This is a genomic window from Chitinophaga sp. YR627 (assembly GCF_900114995.1).
Lineage (GTDB): Bacteria > Bacteroidota > Bacteroidia > Chitinophagales > Chitinophagaceae > Chitinophaga.
In genome coordinates this window covers 417,618-436,585 of the sequence record NZ_FOUX01000004.1, presented here as the reverse complement: position 1 = coordinate 436,585, position 18,968 = coordinate 417,618, and the positions used below count along the sequence as shown (strand labels likewise).

16 protein-coding genes are annotated in these 18,968 nt (G+C 45.8%); 12 read left to right on the top strand and 4 right to left on the bottom strand.

Going from position 1 to position 18,968, the window contains the following annotated elements; translation table 11 throughout:
- Window positions 1–43 precede the first annotated feature (43 nt).
- Window positions 44–1,798 (bottom strand): ABC transporter ATP-binding protein, encoded by a 1,755-nt coding sequence (locus BMZ72_RS22370; protein WP_089811930.1) that lies wholly within the window; start codon window positions 1,796–1,798, stop codon window positions 44–46.
- 171 nt (window positions 1,799–1,969) lie between these two features.
- Here BMZ72_RS22370 and BMZ72_RS22365 point away from each other — a divergent pair, with 171 nt between their 5' ends.
- Window positions 1,970–2,164 carry a hypothetical protein gene (locus tag BMZ72_RS22365; protein WP_089811929.1) on the top strand — a complete coding sequence of 65 codons (195 nt, stop codon included), beginning with the start codon at window positions 1,970–1,972 and terminating at the stop codon, window positions 2,162–2,164.
- Window positions 2,165–2,261: 97 nt separating this feature from the next.
- Here the strand turns inward: BMZ72_RS22365 and BMZ72_RS22360 are convergent, their stop codons facing one another.
- Window positions 2,262–3,206: a helix-turn-helix transcriptional regulator gene (locus tag BMZ72_RS22360; RefSeq protein ID WP_089811928.1), complete on the bottom strand. Its 945-nt coding sequence runs from the start codon at window positions 3,204–3,206 to the stop codon at window positions 2,262–2,264.
- 103 nt (window positions 3,207–3,309) lie between these two features.
- Between BMZ72_RS22360 and BMZ72_RS22355 the strand changes: the two genes are divergently transcribed.
- The 5 genes from BMZ72_RS22355 (at window position 3,310) to BMZ72_RS22330 (ending at window position 10,794) form a co-directional block, all read left to right on the top strand.
- Window positions 3,310–3,606, top strand: coding sequence for a hypothetical protein (locus BMZ72_RS22355; protein WP_089811927.1), 297 nt, complete (start codon window positions 3,310–3,312; stop codon window positions 3,604–3,606).
- Between the two features lie 596 nt (window positions 3,607–4,202).
- Complete coding sequence (locus BMZ72_RS22350; RefSeq protein WP_089811926.1) at window positions 4,203–5,849, top strand: GH39 family glycosyl hydrolase; 1,647 nt, start codon at window positions 4,203–4,205, stop codon at window positions 5,847–5,849.
- A gap of 211 nt (window positions 5,850–6,060) precedes the next feature.
- On the top strand, window positions 6,061–8,496 hold the full coding sequence (locus BMZ72_RS22345) for a glycoside hydrolase family 95 protein (protein ID WP_089811925.1): 2,436 nt from the start codon (window positions 6,061–6,063) through the stop codon (window positions 8,494–8,496).
- Window positions 8,497–8,874: 378 nt separating this feature from the next.
- Window positions 8,875–9,720 (top strand): aldo/keto reductase, encoded by an 846-nt coding sequence (locus BMZ72_RS22335; protein ID WP_089811923.1) that lies wholly within the window; start codon window positions 8,875–8,877, stop codon window positions 9,718–9,720.
- Between the two features lie 156 nt (window positions 9,721–9,876).
- Complete coding sequence (locus BMZ72_RS22330) at window positions 9,877–10,794, top strand: AraC family transcriptional regulator (protein WP_089811922.1); 918 nt, start codon at window positions 9,877–9,879, stop codon at window positions 10,792–10,794.
- A gap of 144 nt (window positions 10,795–10,938) precedes the next feature.
- Here BMZ72_RS22330 and BMZ72_RS22325 read toward each other — a convergent pair whose 3' ends face one another.
- Together BMZ72_RS22325 and BMZ72_RS36390 are read right to left on the bottom strand one after the other, a co-directional pair.
- The gene (locus BMZ72_RS22325; protein WP_089811921.1) at window positions 10,939–11,718 is read right to left on the bottom strand and encodes an alpha/beta hydrolase; all 780 of its coding nucleotides are present in this window, start codon (window positions 11,716–11,718) and stop codon (window positions 10,939–10,941) included.
- A 163-nt stretch (window positions 11,719–11,881) separates the two neighbouring features.
- On the bottom strand, window positions 11,882–12,205 hold the full coding sequence (locus BMZ72_RS36390; RefSeq protein ID WP_143087750.1) for a hypothetical protein: 324 nt from the start codon (window positions 12,203–12,205) through the stop codon (window positions 11,882–11,884).
- A 196-nt stretch (window positions 12,206–12,401) separates the two neighbouring features.
- Here BMZ72_RS36390 and BMZ72_RS22320 point away from each other — a divergent pair, with 196 nt between their 5' ends.
- The 6 genes from BMZ72_RS22320 (at window position 12,402) to BMZ72_RS22290 (ending at window position 18,608) form a co-directional block, all read left to right on the top strand.
- Window positions 12,402–13,718 carry a sugar porter family MFS transporter gene (locus BMZ72_RS22320; protein WP_089811920.1) on the top strand — a complete coding sequence of 439 codons (1,317 nt, stop codon included), beginning with the start codon at window positions 12,402–12,404 and terminating at the stop codon, window positions 13,716–13,718.
- A 264-nt stretch (window positions 13,719–13,982) separates the two neighbouring features.
- Complete coding sequence (locus BMZ72_RS22315) at window positions 13,983–15,110, top strand: TlpA disulfide reductase family protein (RefSeq protein ID WP_089811919.1); 1,128 nt, start codon at window positions 13,983–13,985, stop codon at window positions 15,108–15,110.
- Between the two features lie 216 nt (window positions 15,111–15,326).
- Complete coding sequence (locus BMZ72_RS22310; RefSeq protein ID WP_089811918.1) at window positions 15,327–15,656, top strand: cupin domain-containing protein; 330 nt, start codon at window positions 15,327–15,329, stop codon at window positions 15,654–15,656.
- Window positions 15,657–16,134: 478 nt separating this feature from the next.
- Window positions 16,135–16,632: a ferritin gene (locus BMZ72_RS22300; RefSeq protein ID WP_012794748.1), complete on the top strand. Its 498-nt coding sequence runs from the start codon at window positions 16,135–16,137 to the stop codon at window positions 16,630–16,632.
- Between the two features lie 193 nt (window positions 16,633–16,825).
- Window positions 16,826–17,464: an RNA polymerase sigma-70 factor gene (locus BMZ72_RS22295; RefSeq protein WP_089811917.1), complete on the top strand. Its 639-nt coding sequence runs from the start codon at window positions 16,826–16,828 to the stop codon at window positions 17,462–17,464.
- 94 nt (window positions 17,465–17,558) lie between these two features.
- Complete coding sequence (locus tag BMZ72_RS22290) at window positions 17,559–18,608, top strand: FecR family protein (protein WP_177222895.1); 1,050 nt, start codon at window positions 17,559–17,561, stop codon at window positions 18,606–18,608.
- Window positions 18,609–18,968 lie beyond the last annotated feature (360 nt).

Here is an 18,968-nt window from a genome sequence, read left to right as displayed (position 1 = left end):
ATACGCTGTGCGACCCAAAAACCATGCCCCCGGAAAATGTATTTTACTGTGCAATACTGCGGCGTTCGCCTATCTGCTGGCGCCACATCGCATAATACAATCCCTTTTGTTCAAGTAGTGTTTCATGGGTACCTGTCTCTACGACCTTCCCTCTTTCCAGTACATAGATGTTGTCTGCATGCATAATGGTAGATAATCGGTGAGCAATCAGAATGTTCAGTTGTTCTCTTCTTGCGGAGATATTCCTGACGGTATCTGTAATAGCTTCTTCTGTCAGAGAGTCCAGCGCGGAAGTTGCTTCATCAAAGATCAGCAGGCGCGGATGGCGTATCAGTGCACGCGCGATGGATATACGTTGTTTTTCGCCGCCTGAGAGCTTTAATCCTCCTTCACCGAGCACAGTATTCACACCATGTGGAGAACGCGCCAGTAATTGTGTGCAGGAGGCCTTATGCAGGGCTTCCAGCATTTCCTCATCTGTAGCATCAGGTTTCACAAATAAAAGGTTATCCCGGATGGTACCTGCAAACAGCTGTGTATCCTGTGATACAAAGCCTATCTGACGGCGCATCTGGTTAAAACGGATCTCTCCGGAGGGAATATCATTGAAATAGATCTCTCCGGATACAGGCTGATATAAACCCAGTAACAGTTTTACCAGGGTAGATTTGCCTGAGCCGGAAGGCCCTACAAAGGCAATCGTATCTCCGATGCCGGCATGGAAGCTGATGCCATCCATGGCATTCTGGGTAGCCGTCTGGTGACGGAACACGATATCTTCAAAACGGATGCTTTCCAGGGAGCCCAGTTCTACCGGACTGGCAGGTTTTTGTTCCACTGGTTTGTGCATCAGCTGATCAAACAACTGTAAGGAGCTTTCTGCCTCGCGGTAGAAAACGATGATGTTACCCAGTTCCTGTAGCGGATTAAAGATCGTGGCAGATATGAACTGCATGGCAATGAGTTCACCAGTGCTTAATACCTTATGGAAGATCAGCCAGAGCAATATGAACAGAATAGATTGCCGTAGCAGGTTGAGCGTGGTGCCTTGTATAAATGACAGTGTACGTACCTGTTTTACCTTTTTAATCTCCAGGTCATAGATGTTCCGGGTGAAAGTGCGTAATCTGCGTATTTCCGGGAAGGTCAGGCCCAGGCTTTTTACGAGTTCTATATTGCGGAGTGACTCGGTAATGGAGCCGGATAGTTTCAGTGTTTCTTTATTGATGGCGCGCTGTATCTGTTTCATTTTCCGGCTCAGTAAGCCTGTCAGGGTACCCAGTACAAGTACGCCAAAGAAGAAGACGGGCACCAGCGCCCAGTGTTTGGTAACAGCATACCATATCAGGAAGCAGATGCCTACCATGGAAGAAAACAGGATATTGATCAGTGCATTGAGAAAGCGTTCGTTGTCATTGCGTACTTTCTGCAGCAATGCGACCGTTTCCCCACTGCGTTGTTCTTCAAATTCCTGATAGGAAAGCCGGAGGGTTTGTTTCAGACCATCATTGAAGACCTGCATACCGAAGCGCTGTACGACGATACGCATCACAAATTCCTGGAAAGCGCGGCAGAGTCTTGCTATCATAGCCACGGCAATGGCTATGGCCAGCCAGAACAGCACACCTCTTACCAGTTCATCCTGTGCTTTATTACCGGGGTGCAGTGTATAATCATCGATGATCTTTCCAAAGATCAGGGGGTCTACCATTGTTGCCAGCTGGCCTATACCTGCCAGTAAGAGGGATAAGGCGATCATCCAGCGGTGGGGACGCAAATAAGTCCAGAAGATCTTCATGCTGTGGGAAGCGGCAAAAATTGCACCACCTGCTGTCGGTTACGCCTAAATGTCAGTTTTAGCTGGCTTTTTTGGTATTTTATTCATTTGCAACTCGTTGCAGGGAGACCGGGTAGTGACTGCTATTTGATAGCGAGGGCATACAATTTGCATTACAGGGGTAAAAAAGTTATGGAAAAACGGGTTATCGGGATGCTCCTGACTTTTCTGGGAATTGCCGGTCTGATAATGGGAGCTGTCAGTTTTATGAATAGTACCGGCGGTACGAGGAGCATCAAGGGAATTATCATCTATTCCATACTGGGAGCGATCTTTTTCTTTGCGGGCATTGGTCTGATTCGTAATACCAAAGACCGGCCATCCTGATAGGTGTCTGTCCTCCTGTACATCCCTGATTTGTTAACTGCTATAGTCCGGTTGTAAGGTGATACTTACCGGTGGAACCTTACACCGGCGCGCAGTTTTACTGTTTGAGGGTTTTTGGAAGAATACCATATTTCTTCCTGAAAGCAGCAGTAAAGTGCTGCTGATGCTGATAACCTACCAGTTCTGCTACTTCTCCGACCGTTTTCTGTTCGTCCAGTAATAATTGTCTCGCCTTTTCCATTCTCACATGACTGACATAACCGAAAATGGTATGTCCGAATAAGACCTTAAAGCCCTGTTTTAGCTTTTTCTGGTTCAGTCCTACCTGTCCGGCCAGGGAAATAATGGAACAGTCTTCCGCAAAATGTTGCCCGATGTATTGTTTGGCGGCATGTAAAGCCTCTATTTCCTTTGGACGCAGGGCCGCCGGTTGCAGGTACTGCTCTTCATAACTACTTACCTGTAACAGGAACAGTTCTATCATCTTGGCTTCCAGGAACAGTCTTTTCATCTGCCCTTTATAGGCGGTAGTATGCATCTCCGCAATGATGTTGTGCATCTTTGGCGTGATGAGCCTACAGTATCCCGGCCAGAGGTAGTGACGGGGTGTTTGCAGCTGATCGAAGAAGTTACGGAGGAACTGACTTTCGTCTGTGACAAGGGAACCAAATACGGCCATGGGCATTTCTATTTCAAAGAAGGCGCTTTCTTCCCCGGGGAAAAGGATGTATTCTCCTTCCAGTTCCCGCTGATAGAAAATGCTTTGCTGATTGGCGGTCATGATAAGATGCTGGTCCGCATAGGAGACACCGGAACGTCCCTGCAATTTGAAGTGCAGCTCGACCCTTTCTTTTTCCAGGCGCATGGGAATGTGGTATTCCTGGTCGGCCGTATACTTATACCAAAGCATACGGGCGTTATCCATTTTTACCTCATCATACCTGATCTCAGGCCCGGTGGTCTGTTCTTTCGTGAGGGTACGGGTGATCTCTTCCATTTTATAGGAGTATGCAGGAAATGGCAGTGAAGGCAATGGTTGCATAGAAAGAAAATAGCTGATCAGACCTTTTTGCGTTGATAAAAGTCCCGTTTGCGTTAACCGGGAACTCTTTCTGTTGCAGATCTTTGTACAAAAATAAAGTATTATGGACTACAGGCAGCCACACGAAGTGTTACTTTTCTTTGGAAAAGGCAGGAACTGGGAGCAGGGGAATAAGGAGTGCCTGATCGCTCAGCAGCAGTATTACCATCAGCTACAGCTGGAGGGAAAGGTACTGCGTACCGGTTTGCAGGTACATGAAAGCGGCCTGTTTGTTTCCCTGTTTGTCGACTCAGATGCTGCGCTATTTGCTATCCTCGAGCAGGACCCTGCGCTGATGGAGGAGGTCGCAGAGGTATTACAGGCGATTCCTCTGGCTACTGATATAAGGGAAGCGGTATAGAGCTTCGCAGCATTCAAAGCGAATCTGATTCTTACTTAAGGAGTACTTACCCGGCATCTGACCCGTACCTAAGGTGAACCTGATGCCTGTTTAAGGAGTACTTATCCGGTATCTGACCCGCACTTAAGGTGGACCTGATCCCTGTTTAAAGGGTACATACCCGGCATCTGACCCGTACCAAAGGTGGACCTGATCCCTATTTAAGGAAGCACTTACCCGGTCTCTCATCCTAGCTTAAGGCGGGCCTGATCCGCTTCCGGTGTAGATCAGGATACCTTTCCCACCAAAACTCCCCTTTCTGTCTATAGCAAGGGACTTACTTAAATGAATATTCCCTCGCCCCGGACTTGCATTTCTCAATATCATAGAGTATTTTGTACATATATGTATTGTAGTCAATGGATTATGCAAACGTTTGCGTATTTCATAAAATGCCGTACATTGTATTCAGTACTTGTTATGATTTTACAGTAGAATTTATCAATCAAAGAGAGCTTGTATCCCCGGAATTTGTGTAAATGAGCTATATCACAATATGAAAAACAATGCTGGCAATGTTCAGGGGAACGGCCGTATAACTATCTAACCCTTACCTCATGGAAAGACGTAAATTTTTGAAACAGGCAATCGTTTCAGCTGCGGGTAGTGCATTAATACCCGGCATTGTAGCAGGCCGTTCACTATGGGAAGAACAACCTCCGTTGATAATTGACACCAAAGTTCAGGGACGCACGTTTTCACACTTCTGGAGCAAATGTGTGGGAGCAGGCCGCGCAGGAGAAGTACTCCGTACCGGATCGCCCTGGCTGGAACACCTGCAATTCGGCCAGAAACATTGCGGCTTTCAATATTGCCGTCTGCACGGGATCTTTCACGATGATATGTCCGTCTATCAGGGAGGTGTTTATAACTGGCTCCGGGTGGACGATGTGATCAACAGAATGTTGAAAGCCGGTGTAAAACCCTTTATAGAACTGAGCTTTTTTCCAAAGGAAATGGCTGGTGGCGCTTCCACTGCTTACTGGTGGAAAGCGAATGTTTCTCCTCCCGGTGATTTTTCAAAGTGGTCACAACTGGTGACAAACTTTGCCAGACATTGTATAGAGAAATTCGGCATAGGAGAAGTGAGCAGCTGGTATTTTGAAGTGTGGAATGAACCGAATGTCCGCACTACCTGGGATGGCAGTAAGAGCCAGTATTTTGCGATGTACAAGGCGACTGCTCAGGCGCTGAAGACCGTCTCTCCACAATTGCGGGTAGGTGGTCCTGCCACCGGCAACTTCGTTGGTGACGGCCGTTTTGATGGTGAAACAGAAGATAAATCAAAGATATCAGTAGCAGCAGGCGACCCGGAAGCCCTGAAGTGGAAGGGTGTGTGGATAGAAGATTTCCTGGAATACTGTAAACAGCAGCAGGCACCTGTTGACTTTATATCCACCCATCCTTATCCGACAGATATGCCGTTTAATAATGGCAAAGGCACTTTAAGAGGGGTGGATGCAACATTAAAGGATCTCCAATGGCTGCGGGCAGTTGTGGATAAAAGCGCCTTTCCAAAAGCAGAGATCCATTTGTCTGAATGGGGAACCAGTTCCTCCTCCAGAGATGCGATGCATGATGCACTGCCCAGCGCCGCTTATATCATCAAAGCAAATGTAGATAGTATTGGTCTGGCCGATGGAATGGCTTACTGGAACCTGACCGATAGTGGGGAAGAAGGCAGTGGTGCGCAGTCTTTCTCCGGTGGTAACGGTCTGCTCAACTATCAGGGTATTGCCAAACCCTCTTTCCATGCTTACCGCATGTTGCATGCACTGGGTGATGAACTGCTGTATAACAAAGACGGTATTATTGTAACGCGTCATAAGGATAGTCAGCGGCTAACCGCTATTGTGTATAACTACCCGGCAGCCCTGAAAACTGTGCCTCCCTTTGGTGGTACAGATGTCACAGAAAGTGCACTGAAACTGGGGGAAGCACGTGACTATAACTTTAAATTATTGAATACCAATAAGGACGCCCGCTTTAATGTTGAAATACTGGATCGTGAAAATGGTAATGCACTCAATGCATTGAAACAGGCAGGTAATCCGGATGCATTAAGTGGCGATCAGCTGCGGCTCATGCAGTTAAGGGCAATGGCCGTGAGAGAAGAGCAGGTATTGTCGAATAATACAGGCATATTACTGATCGGTAAGACATTACAACCCTGGGATGTGATGCTGATAGATGAGACACATTAATGCGGAACTGCCGCTCATGGAATTATGTATTGGTTGTACAATCATTTCTTGCAGGTATAAGACATCATTTGTATTTTGAAGATTCAACGCATACAATTACATCATTGTAACGCAATGTGTAATTGTATGCCTGTTACAGGACCAAAGACACAGACAACATGATCAACCTTGTCATGTGTCATTCGTAATTGAAAATTGACTTTCCGCTGTTATGAAAAAACTAACCCTGCTGTTCATCAGCATCTCTCCATTCTATGCACATGCGCAACAAGCATTGAAATTATGGTACAAACAACCCGCCGGTAATGTATGGACGGCTGCCCTGCCTGTCGGCAATGGCCGTATCGCCGGAATGGTGTTTGGTAATCCGGCAGAAGAGCTGCTGCAACTAAATGAAGCAACGGTATGGACGGGTAGTCCGAACCGCAATGAGAATCCGGAAGCACTCGCTGCATTACCACAGATCCGTCAGCTGATCTTTGACGGTAAACAGAAAGAAGCACAGGACCTGGCGGGAGAGAAGATCCAGACCAAACTTTCCGGCGGACAAATGTATCAGCCTGTAGGTACTTTACATCTTGCTTTTCCTGGTCATGATCACTACGATAATTACTACCGTGAACTCGATATAGAAAAGGCGGTCGCAACCACTACCTATACAGTAGACGGTGTTAAGTATACGCGTGAGGTATTTGCTTCTGTACCGGCGCAAACGATCGTTGTTCGCCTCAGCAGCAGTAAACCTGGTGCGCTTGGATTTTCTGCTTATCTGACTACACCGCAAAAGAATGCGACGGTCAAAGCCAGCGGAAAAGAACTCATTGTTAATGGTACTACCGGGAGCCATGAAGGCGTGGAAGGGAAAGTGAGATTCAATGGTATTACCCGTGTGATCGCCAGCGGGGGAAGTGTAACAACGTCTGATACCGCTGTTACAGTGAAGAATGCAAATAGTGCCCTGCTGTTTATCTCCATGGCGACCAACTATGTGAATTACCAGGACCTGAGCGCCGACGCTGTAAAGAAAGCGGGCGCTTATCTGAATGCAGCTGTTAAACAACCTTATGATGTATTGCTGAAAGGACACATTGCGGCTTATCAACGCTACTTTAATCGTGTGAAAATTGACCTGGGTACTTCTGATGCGGCAAAAGATCCGACGGATGTACGACTGGTCAATTTTTCCAAAGCATATGATCCACAGTTTATATCGCTGTACTTTCAGTTTGGCCGTTACCTGCTGATCTCCTGTTCCCAGCCAGGCGGACAACCTGCCACCTTACAGGGACTCTGGAACTCAGAAATGTCGCCCCCATGGGATAGCAAATACACGATCAACATCAATACTGAAATGAACTACTGGCCGGCGGAAAAGGATAATCTGCCGGAAATGCATGAGCCGCTGGTACAAATGGTAAAAGAGTTGTCAGTAACCGGACAGGGTACTGCGCGTATACTCTATGGCGCCAGAGGATGGGTGGCCCATCATAATACGGACCTCTGGCGTATCACAGGACCGGTAGACCGGATCTTCTATGGTATCTGGAGCATGGGAGGCGCCTGGCTGGCGCAGCATCTCTGGGATCGTTATCTGTACAATGGCGACAAGCGCTATCTGGCTGACGTCTATCCGGCTATAAAAGGGGCTGCCCTGTTCTTTGTAGATGACCTGGTAGAAGATCCGAAGCGTAAATACCTGGTGGTCAATCCGGGTACCTCTCCTGAGAATGCGCCTTCCACCCGTCCGAACGTATCTTTTGATGCAGGATGTACCATGGATAACCAGATCGTTTTTGATGCCCTGAGTGCTGCTATCAATGCGGCCGAAATCCTGGGGAAAGACGCCGCTCTGGTGGATACTTTTAAGACAGTCCGCCGCCGGCTCCCACCTATGCAGGTTGGTCAGTACGGACAGTTACAGGAGTGGATAGATGACCTGGATAATCCGAAAGATAATCACCGCCACATTTCTCACCTGTATGGCCTGTATCCGTCTGCACAGATCTCTCCTGACCGTACACCGGTATTAGCCAGTGCTGCCAATACCACCCTGCTGCAACGCGGAGATGTATCTACCGGCTGGAGTATGGGCTGGAAAGTGAACTGGTGGGCGAGACTGCAAAACGGTGAACATGCCCTGAAACTGATCACTAATCAGCTGAGCCCTGTAGGCCAGCATGGAGGAGGTACTTATACCAATCTGTTTGACGCACATGCCCCCTTCCAGATCGATGGTAACTTCGGTTGTACCTCAGGTATCACAGAAATGCTGATGCAAAGCCACGATGGCGCTATTTATGTATTACCGGCTTTACCACCACAATGGAAGACCGGCAACATCAAAGGCTTACGTGCCAGAGGCGGCTTTGTGATCGAGGACCTGGCATGGCAGGATGGTAAGATCACAAAACTGGTGATCACTTCTACCTTAGGTGGTAATTGCCGTATCCGCAGTGCTGTGCCTTTAAAAGGGATGAGTCAGCTGAAGCAGGCATCCGGAGAAAACAGTAACCCTTTTTATCAGGTAACGCCGGTGGCCGAGCCATTGGTACATGCAAAAACGGTTGCCCCACTGGAAATCGTAGCACCAGCGACCTATGATGTAGCGACTGAAAAGGGGAAAACCTACAGTTTCACCGCCTTATAATGGTATTACGCTTAATAACAGGAAGGGCATTCCACTACCAGTGGATGCCCTTTTACTTTATACCCGTCTGAAAATTCTTTGATATTCATACTAAATCCTTTGTTTTTACTAATTGCTGTCAGCTGGAATCTCCTGACCTTTGTGCACATGATAAAGGCGTCAGATAATATGTACAGTATGATGCATAAAATCATCACCCCGTAAGTTTGGTTTTTAAAGGTTGGTTGCTGAAAGCATAACATCTACACAACTATACATAAAGATAGCATCCTGCCGGAGCGACACGGGTATACTTATTGATGCATTAAGAGCAGTTTGTACAAACTGACACAACAGTAATATCTCACTTATTTCAGGATTGATTTAAAAACAAAACAAATGGCAACAAGCACAAAAAGTCTGACTTTCTCCTTAGGAGGTCAGCTGGAAATCAACCGTCTTGGTTACGGTGCAATGCAATTGACAGGAAAGGGAGTATTTGGAGAGGTGGCTGACCGTGAGAATGCGAAGAAAGTGCTACAGGCTGCGGTGGCAGCCGGTGTGAACTTCATCGACACTGCGGAAGCATACGGGCCTAAGTTGAATGAATCACTGATCGCGGATGCCTTACATCCTTATAAACAGGACCTGGTTATTGCCACCAAAGGCGGCTTCAACCGTCCGGGACCTGATCAATGGGTACCGAATGGTAACCCTGATTTTATCCGCGAAAATATCGAAGGTAGTCTCAAACGTCTGAAGGTAGACACGATCGACCTCTGGCAACTGCATCGCTTTGACTCCAATGTTCCTGTAGAGGAAACACTGGCGCCTGTTGCAGAAGCTGTGAAGGCAGGTAAGATCAGATTTGTAGGTTTATCTGAAGTGAATGTGGAGCAGATCGAGCGTGCTGAAAAAGTACTGCCGATCGTATCTGTACAGAATCTCTACAACCTGGGTAACCGTCAATGGGAAGAAGTGCTGGATTACACCACTGAACGTGGACTGGCATTTATTCCATGGTTCCCGCTGGCTTCTGGTCCGGATACCCTGGCTGACAAGATCAGTAAGATCGCTGCCAGTCACAATGCTACTACGGCTCAGATCGCATTGGCATGGTTGCTGAGACGCGCAGATAATATCCTGCTGATACCTGGTACCAAGTCTGTCACGCACCTGGAGGAGAATCTCAAGGCGGCTGATATAGAACTGACGGACGAAGAATTCGACCAGCTGTCTAAATAAGACGGTATGATCACTATAAGCTGTCCACCCGTTAAAACGGGCGGGCAGCTTTTTATTTTCTAAAAAGCAGGGAAAAATACCCGAATTCCGAGAATAGGTACAACCGTAAATCCGCTGATCTCAGACATATTTGTAGGTGTAAAAACTCAGACAGATATGATGAAGACACCGGAATTTAAAACGGATGGCCTGCAGTGTGATTCTCCGGATAAGATTCCCCTTACCAGGGAACACTTCGACGCCTTGTCCATCCGGGTGTATAGCCGTTCTGACAAAGACAGCAAACATTCCCTTTCACCCCACCGGAGGGATTTTTATAAGATACTGATGGTCACGGAAGGCCAGGGTATGTTAACCGTAGGCGCCAGTACCTACTATATTGAGGAGCCCATGATCATCTTCCTGCACCCCTCAGATATTATTTCCTGGAAGGGGCTTTCTTCCGGACAGGAAGGCTATAATTGTCTGTTCAGTAAAAATCTGCTGGACAAACACCCCTTGCTCAAACTGACGATAGAAAAGTATCATCTTTTTGATGGACAGAACAATATCATTCGTTTACGGTACCCGGATGTTGCCGCACTCAGTACTATTTTCAGTAGTATGCAGCAGGAAGAAATGTCGGGCAACCGGCTGAATGAAGATGCGATGCAGACCTATCTCCAATTGTTACTGATACAATGTGCACGTATTACTGATTTTAAAGAGCCGGACCATATATCAGATGACTACAGGCATGTACATACTTTTTTTAGTTTGCTGGAAAGAGAGATCATGAATGTGCATTACTCGAATCCTATCTCCATGAAAACGGCGAAAGAGTTTGCCGCTAATCTCAATGTGCATCCTAATTATCTCAATACCTTATTAAAGAAACATACTGGTCAGAATGTAAGTACGCATATACGTACCCGTTTGCTGGAAGAAGCGAAAAGTTTGTTGTTGCAGACAGACTGGACCCTGCAGGATATTGGCTATTGTATTGGATTTGCGGAGCAGCCTAACTTTAGTTTGTTTTTTAAGAAGAATGCGGGGATTACGCCGGCAGAGTACAGGAGAAAAATTAGAAATTAAGAATTAAGGATTAAGAATTCGAATGCAGCGGTTGCTGAAGGTTCAATGTACTTTAATGATAAATACAAACAAAGGCGATTCAAGTGAATCGCCTTTGTTTGTATTTAAGCCTTAAGTAATCAATTCTTAATTCCTAATTAATGCCTATCTGTTCGCTGCTTCTTCAATCACCGCTGCTACTTCCTTCGGATGTGAAATAAACACTACATGGCTTGCTTTTATCGTAGTGACTTTTGCACCGGAACGTTTTACCATGTCCTTTTGCAGTTCAGGATTGATGCTTTTATCATCAGTTGTGAGGATGGCATAAGATGGTTTGTATTTCCATGGTGCGTGCTTTACCGGTGTGACGAAGCAAGGCAGTCCGATAGCGCCATGAGAAGCGTACATGAAGTCAGCTTTTTCTTTAGGCACATCTGCACAGAAACCAGGATGGAATTTTGCTTTGTCATAGTAGATAAAACCTTTGTCGTCCGGGGGCAGGATACCGTTTTCAGGCAGGATGGGTCTTGTCTGCACCAGCTGGAAGGTAGATTCCAGTGAATCCGGTTCGAATGCGGCCACATATACCAGGCTGGATACTTTAGGATCTGCACCAGCGCCTGTAATGATTGTACCACCGTAAGAGTGTCCTACCAGTACGGTTGGACCGTCCTGTTTGTCGATTGCACGGTTCAGGGCGGTAATATCGTCGTCAAGTGTGGTCATCGGGTATTGTAATGCGGTAACGTTGTAACCTTTTGCCGCCAGGATCTTATATACGCCTTCCCATCCGGAGCCATCAGCAAAGGCGCCATGTACGAGAATGATGTTTTTTACTTTAGGTGTTTTCTGTGCGTGCATTACTAATGGCGCACTAACAATGGCAGCGGAGCATAATAGTGCTTTGATCCATTTGCCTGCGCTAATGTTTAATTTGTTCATGATGCGTGTTGTTTGTTATTACGGAGGAGTGTATTTGTTGTTGACAATACAAAGGTGCGGCAGGGCAGGCGGGTGGTTTATAGCAATATCAAATCAGGGGTATATGAATTTCAAATATCAGGGAAAATAAAAACCGTGAGGAAACTTCCTCACGGTTAAGTAATTAAAAGCCGAAAGTAATACGTACACATCCATCGTCATAACGCCTGTAACGTGCCCTCATGTTTTTTCTCATCCACTGTTTTTTGTTTTTAGAGACGAGTTTCCAGTTGTAATGATCCATGAACCTTAACTTGTATGGTGTACCATCAAGGTCATCGCTGTAAGTCATTTTAGCGAGAGACTGATTAAAGCAGCATCTCCAGAATGAGGCATGCCATCTGCAAAGGGGACATTCCGCATAGAGATTCTTGCTGGCACGGTTATAGGTTCCACGATGGTCAGTCGTTTTCAGAATGTTTCTGAGATTTCTTTGTGACTTGTTCATTTGTAACACAATTGGTGTTACAAGGCATCAAATTCTTTTTTCATGAGGTGATAGATATAGGGTAAATGTAGAATATTCTGATTAAACCTCCGAAAGGTTGTTTTTACCGTTTTTTATGTTTACTTTTTTTCCCTGTTTAGACAAAACGTTATGATGAAATCCACGGCTCCACAAAAAATCACAATAAACTACGCACATGTTGTCTTATCCTGTTAGAATAGCGTTAATCGCTGCCCTTGGCGGGTTCCTGTTTGGCTTTGAAACGGCGGTTATATCCGGCGCAGAGAAAACGATTATGGAATTATGGTCGCTCAGTCCTTTCTGGCTGGGCTTTACAGTGGCTTCGAGCCTGATCGGTACTGTATTAGGTTCACTGGTAGTGGGCGTACCTGCCCGTATCCATGGCCGTAAAAAGGTACTGCTGGTGATTGCGGGTCTGTATATTATTTCGGCTATTGGCTGTGCTTCGATTTCGGCCTGGCTGTTGTTTGTGTTATTCCGTTTTTCTGCCGGTGTGGCCGTAGGGGCTTCTTCGGTAGTCGGACCGATGTACATTTCGGAGATATCGCCGGCACATTTACGTGGTCGTCTGGCGGGTTCTTTCCAACTGAATATCGTAGCTGGGATCTTTATCGCTTATCTGACCAACTTCCTGTTTGTCGGTATGGGGGATGATTCCTGGCGCTGGATGCTGGGTATCATGGTGGTACCGGCGGTCTTGTTTGGTATTCTGCTGCGTACGATTCCTGAGAGTCCGCGCTGGCTGATCCTGAATAACAGGGAATCGGAAGCGGTACCTATCCTGCAGCGTTTACAGGAACAAAATGTCGATAAGGCTATTCAGGCGATCCGGGAATCTGTAAAGACCCACCAGGAGAACCTGTTCCAGAAACGTTATGCAAAACCAATCATTTATGCGGTATTGCTGGCAATGTTCAACCAGTTGTCGGGTATCAATGCGATCCTGTATTATGCGCCCCGTATTTTCGAACTGGCAGGTTTCAGTAAAGAGCAGGCTTATCTGCAGCCGGTATATATAGGAGCGGCCAATCTTATGTGTACCCTGCTGGCGATGACGGTGATTGATAAATTTGGTCGTAAGACCCTGTTGCTGATCGGTTCTGTAGGGATGATCGTTTTCCTGGGACTGACAGCCTATGCTTTCCGCGATCCGGCCAGTCTGGGTGGAAATGTACTGATCTATCTGATCGGTTATATTGCATTTTTCGGCTTCTCTCAGGGAGCAGTGATCTGGGTATTTATTTCCGAGATCTTCCCGAATTCTGTACGATCCCAGGGAGGCGCACTGGGCAGCTTTACCCACTGGATCATGGCTGCCATTATTTCCTGGACCTTCCCGATCATTGTGTCAGGAAGTGTGATGGGAGGTTTCTATTCCTTTGTATTCTATAGTGTTATGATGCTCTTACATCTGCTGTTTGTCTGGAAGATGATGCCGGAGACCAAAGGCAGGTCTTTGGAAGAAATCCAGAAAGAGCTGGGTATAGAATAAGAACCGGTATTATTTCTTCGATTAAACGTTACTACGCCGCTATTACGCCGCTATTTCTTCGCTCACGAGCGGACAGATAGCGGCTTAATAACGGCGTAATGGCGCTGTACAACGAAGAACAGCCGTTGATATCGAAGGTGACAGGGTTTTTAGTTCATACAGCCTTTTGACCGGTCATCCCGAATCGGTCTTTCCAGCGGCCCTACTTCACTTTTATTTCCTAATTTTAGTGAAAATCAAAATCAAACCAAACAAAATTCTAGCATGAAGCAATTATTAGCAGCCTTACTGCTGTCCCCCGGTGTGTTGTTAGCCCAGAAAGGGGATTTCACAATCAAAGGCAAGATCGGCAACCTGAATGCACCTGCCAAACTGCAACTGGTATACCGTAGTGGTGGTGTTGAAGTAAAGGATTCTGCTGAGCTGAAAGATGGTGTATTCCAGTTCAAAGGGTCAGTAGAAGAGCCAGGTCAGGCAATGATGGTATTAAAACATGTTAATCCGCCGGCAGATCCACGGATGAGAGATATGGTCGTTTTCTACGTGGAAAAAGGTACGATCACTATGAACAGCGCTGACTCCCTGAAAAAGGTAACCTTCAGCGGCTCTCCATTAAATACTGATAATCAACAGTTACAGGAATCTCTGAAAAGTGTAAGCACTGCTTATCAGGCGCTGAACGGAGAATATATGGCTGCTGATGAGCAGAAACGTAACAGTCCGGAATTCCAGCAGTACCTGGATGAGAAACTGGCAGTGATCCGTGGTCAGCAGGGTGATATCTATAAAGGATTCATCGCCAGGCATCCAAAATCAATGGTGAGCCTGGATGTGATCCAGCAGTATGCTTATGAGGCTTCTGATAAAGTTGGTCAGCTGGATTCTATGCTGAACAGCCTGGATGGTTCTCTGAAAAAGACCAAAAATGGTCAGGATCTGGCAAAACTGATCGGTAGCTGGAAAGCAACCGTTATTGGTGCTGAAGCGCCTTTGTTCACACAGAACGATACCCTGGGTAAACCGGTGAACCTGAAGGACTTCCGTGGTAAATATGTACTGGTTGACTTCTGGGCTTCCTGGTGCCGTCCATGCCGTATGGAAAACCCATATGTGGTGGCCGCATTTAACAATCACAAAGACAAAGCTTTCACTATCGTGAGCGTATCCCTGGATCAGCCAACCGGTCATGATGCATGGATCAATGCTATCCACAAAGATGGTCTGACCTGGACACACGTATCCGACCTGAAATTCTGGGACAATGATGTCGCTAAACAGTATGGTGTAAAATCAGTTCCGCAGAACTTCCTGCTGGACCCACAAGGTAAGATCATCGCTAAGAACCTGAGAGGTGAGGAGCTGGATAAGCGCCTGAATGAATTACTGAAATAAGCGCGACGCTACAGGGCCGTTTTATCTTTCATAAACGGCTGACAGCATTCGCAGTAATAATAATAGTCCATAGCAGACCGTAATTATTGCATAGTTATTCGCCGATCAATTGTTAATTTGGTAAGCAGATAACTGTACAGGGATGACGGCACCGCTATGGACTATTGTATTTTCCGGCCTTCCGTCTCCTGTTTAATCATCCGAAAATAGTCACAGATGAACGTTTTTATTGAAGACAGGGATATTCCCTGGGAAAATCCTGACCCGGGTATACGCCGGAAGGTAATGGCTTATAATGAGCAGCTGATGATGGTGAAAGTGGAGTTTCAGCAGGGAGCGGTAGGTGCGTTGCATTCACATTATCACACACAGATGGCACATGTGGAAAGCGGGTTGTTTGAGATCACGATCGATGGTGAAAAGAGGATACTGAAGGCGGGAGATGCGTATTATATACCGCCAAACGTGGTACATGGTGCGGTGTGCCTGGAGCCGGGCGTGTTAATTGATGTATTTAGTCCGTACAGGGAAGATTTTGTGCGATAAAAAATGCCTTGTGACCGGGTGCTGCTGTTGGTGAAGGTTCCTCCCGATATGGTAATAAAAGTTCCGTAGATGGTAATCCGATGTTCATGACAATGTAGTGACAATTTGTAGCTTTGCCAGAAAGTATCAGGTATGTCGCTTAAGATGGAGCAACAGCGCAAAGAAAAATTCATCAGGTGGATAAAGCGTATTGGTTTCTGGGGCTTTATCTTCTTTCTTGCCAAAGGTTTATGTTGGCTGGCGTTAGGGTATTGGCTTATGAAATAGTTCAGGCCATCATCCGAAGTACTGTTTTTGCATATACTTCGTTGGTGCCTGTCCGATGGGAGGGGGCGATGACGGCAATGACTGTTTTTAGGAGTGTTGCGGGTAGAGAACAGCATGAAAAAGAAGCATTTAAATTTTCCTGAGCGTGATACGGGCTCAGGAAATTCAGTATTTTTAACCTGTTCAATTCTTCACTTAAAAAGCGAATTATATGTTGTCACAAAGAATGCAGGAAGCCCTGAATGCGCAGGTAGCGATGGAAGCACAATCTTCTCAGGCTTATCTGGCAATGGGCAGCTGGGCAGATATTCAGCCCGGTCTGAAAGGCGTAACAAAATTTTTCTTCAAGCATAGTGATGAGGAACGTATGCACATGCTGAAATTGATCCATTATATCAATGAAAGGGGCGGTTTCGCCATCGTACCTGCACTTGCGCAACCGGTACTCACATTTGTGTCTTTAAAGAAGGCATTTGAAGAGTTGTTTGCACATGAGGTAAAGGTGAGTGAAGGGATCAATGAGCTGGTGGATATCGCATTGCAGGAGAAGGACTACGCAACCCATAATTTTCTGCAATGGTATGTAAACGAGCAGATTGAGGAAGAACGTCTGGCACGTGAGTGTAATGACAAGCTGGAATTGATCGGTGATGACAAGAGTGGCTTATACCTGTTTGACCGCGATATCATGACTATGGATCAGGAGTAGTTTGATATTCAACTAATTGAAGGCCCGTTCTGCGTAAGCAGGACGGGTTTTTTATTGCCGTCTCCGGGAGGTAGATTTTACTAATGTATGGTAGGAAATATATATTATAAATAATTAATTCAGAAAGTTTTATTATTTTTATTTGCCATATACTTTTACTACATTGCCGTCTGAAATATAAGGAAAAGTTAGAATGCAAAAGGAGGTTAATATAAATGATCTATGGGAGCGCATCACAGTTGATAGCGACTCTAAATCATTTGAGGTTTTTTTCCATGAATTAAACCCCAGACTCGTGAAATTTTGCACAATGTATGTTCAGTATCAGCAGGTTGCGGAGGAAATAGTGTCGGATGTTTTTGTAAAATGCTGGATGGACAGGGCTAAGATGCGGGAAGTTCAGAAGCCTGAAACCTATCTTTTCATTGCTGTAAAAAATCATGCGCTCAACTACAATAAGCGATTCTCCAGTGTTCAACTGGTGAATCTGGACGACCATGAGGGAGGTGCTCAGCTGGTTAACAGTGCATCTCCGGAGATGGAACTTGAGAAGAAGGAACTGCTTTTCCATATGGATCAGGCAATTTCTTCTTTACCGCGTCAATGCAGTATCATTTTCCGCCTGATTAAGGAGAATGGTATGAAATACAAAGAAGTAGCTGAGATCCTGAATATATCCCCCCGCACGGTGCATACACAGATGCTACGTGCTATGAAGAAAATGACTGTAGCGATGGAGCCTTATCTGAAAAAGGCAAATAAACAGACGCCGGACAATATTGATAGTATTGTGACGGCTTTACTGCTGATATGGATATTTATGGGTAATTAGCCCTTAATATTATATGTTAAAAAAAATTTTAAACCTTGTACGCATAACAGGTATTAAATGTTGTCTTATATGCAAAGGGTTATTCCAACGGACAATGAGTGAACGTTTTTTTGAAATTGTTATAAAGGACCTGGCTGGTGATTCAACACCTGAAGAAGGCCAGGAACTGAAACATATCATGAGTGAGGATGCTGTCGCTGCAAGACAGTATGAACTGTTCCGCATGTACTGGGCCCAGAATCATCACGATCATATCGATAACAGAAGACTGTTTTCAAACGTGCAGATGCGTATTAGTGAACTTGAGAAAGAAGCAGGTACTGAAGATATAGCACCGCTGATGACACCGGTACGCGGAAAAGGTCGCCTGGTATGGTTATCGGGCATCGCTGCTTCTGTAGCGTTGCTGATCACTGCCAGCGTGTTTTATTACCGCTCACAGCATGATCCTCTGACGGCTAAATTCACCTCGAGGGGGGAAAAATCCACATTCATGCTGGATGATGGTACAAGGGTTACGCTGAATGCAGACAGTAAACTGGAGTATGCAGCAGACTTTCCAACGAAGAGCAGAGAAGTGTATCTGACAGGTGAGGCTTTCTTCGATGTACATGGCGATGCGCAGAAACCGTTTATTATTCATACGGACAAGATGGATATCAAGGTGTTAGGTACGGCATTCAATGTGAAGTCCTATCCAAACGAAACCTCTACGGAGGCAACACTGCTGAGAGGTGCGATTGAAGTGACGGTAGCTGATAATCCGGATGAGAAGATCGTACTGAAACCATCACAGAAGGTAGTTGTGAGCGACTACGATTCTACCCGGAAGAAATCAGTGGCTTTAAAAGATGTGGTGCCATCCTTAACGACGATGACCTACTTCAGCCAGAAAGATACCATGATCATGGAAACTTCCTGGTTACAGAATAAGCTGACTTTCCATGATGAAGATTTTGAGACGCTGGCAAGGAGAATGGAACGTTGGTACAATGTGAGGATCAGCTTTAATGCAGATCGCAAAAAGCAACTCAGATTTACGGGGATCCTGGAAGGAGAGACAGTAGCGGAAGCATTCCATGCGCTGAACCTGACAGAGGATTTCGCATATAAAATTGAAGATTCGACGATCGTGATATATTGATCCGAAAGATGGGACGAGACTAAGAAGCCTAAACATTCCTTTCAAACATTGGAAGGTGAGATGAAAACCCTATATGAAGCCAATACCTATGTTAAAACACTATGATTATACCTATGTATGCGCTCTTTCATTTCACCAGAAACAAAGTATTAACGCCTAAAATTTGTCTATGGGAAATGAATTTGACTACTACTAAATAATGCGGGCACTGTTTTTAACCGGTACCCGCGAACCAAGAATCAATATCCTTAAAGAAGGTTTTGAACAATCCTGAAAAATTTGAAAGACTTTAATCACCCTTAACATCTAAGTTATGATTTCTATCCTACGCCCCAGGGGCGTAAAGATCCCTTACGGGCT

Coding starts and splice junctions, on each gene's coding strand:
- BMZ72_RS22370 (WP_089811930.1), bottom strand. CDS start 1,798: ATGAAGATCTTCTGGACTTATTTGCGTCCCCACCGCTGGATGATCGCC.
- BMZ72_RS22365 (WP_089811929.1), top strand. CDS start 1,970: ATGGAAAAACGGGTTATCGGGATGCTCCTGACTTTTCTGGGAATTGCC.
- BMZ72_RS22360 (WP_089811928.1), bottom strand. CDS start 3,206: ATGCAACCATTGCCTTCACTGCCATTTCCTGCATACTCCTATAAAATG.
- BMZ72_RS22355 (WP_089811927.1), top strand. CDS start 3,310: ATGGACTACAGGCAGCCACACGAAGTGTTACTTTTCTTTGGAAAAGGC.
- BMZ72_RS22350 (WP_089811926.1), top strand. CDS start 4,203: ATGGAAAGACGTAAATTTTTGAAACAGGCAATCGTTTCAGCTGCGGGT.
- BMZ72_RS22345 (WP_089811925.1), top strand. CDS start 6,061: ATGAAAAAACTAACCCTGCTGTTCATCAGCATCTCTCCATTCTATGCA.
- BMZ72_RS22335 (WP_089811923.1), top strand. CDS start 8,875: ATGGCAACAAGCACAAAAAGTCTGACTTTCTCCTTAGGAGGTCAGCTG.
- BMZ72_RS22330 (WP_089811922.1), top strand. CDS start 9,877: ATGATGAAGACACCGGAATTTAAAACGGATGGCCTGCAGTGTGATTCT.
- BMZ72_RS22325 (WP_089811921.1), bottom strand. CDS start 11,718: ATGAACAAATTAAACATTAGCGCAGGCAAATGGATCAAAGCACTATTA.
- BMZ72_RS36390 (WP_143087750.1), bottom strand. CDS start 12,205: ATGAACAAGTCACAAAGAAATCTCAGAAACATTCTGAAAACGACTGAC.
- BMZ72_RS22320 (WP_089811920.1), top strand. CDS start 12,402: ATGTTGTCTTATCCTGTTAGAATAGCGTTAATCGCTGCCCTTGGCGGG.
- BMZ72_RS22315 (WP_089811919.1), top strand. CDS start 13,983: ATGAAGCAATTATTAGCAGCCTTACTGCTGTCCCCCGGTGTGTTGTTA.
- BMZ72_RS22310 (WP_089811918.1), top strand. CDS start 15,327: ATGAACGTTTTTATTGAAGACAGGGATATTCCCTGGGAAAATCCTGAC.
- BMZ72_RS22300 (WP_012794748.1), top strand. CDS start 16,135: ATGTTGTCACAAAGAATGCAGGAAGCCCTGAATGCGCAGGTAGCGATG.
- BMZ72_RS22295 (WP_089811917.1), top strand. CDS start 16,826: ATGCAAAAGGAGGTTAATATAAATGATCTATGGGAGCGCATCACAGTT.
- BMZ72_RS22290 (WP_177222895.1), top strand. CDS start 17,559: ATGAGTGAACGTTTTTTTGAAATTGTTATAAAGGACCTGGCTGGTGAT.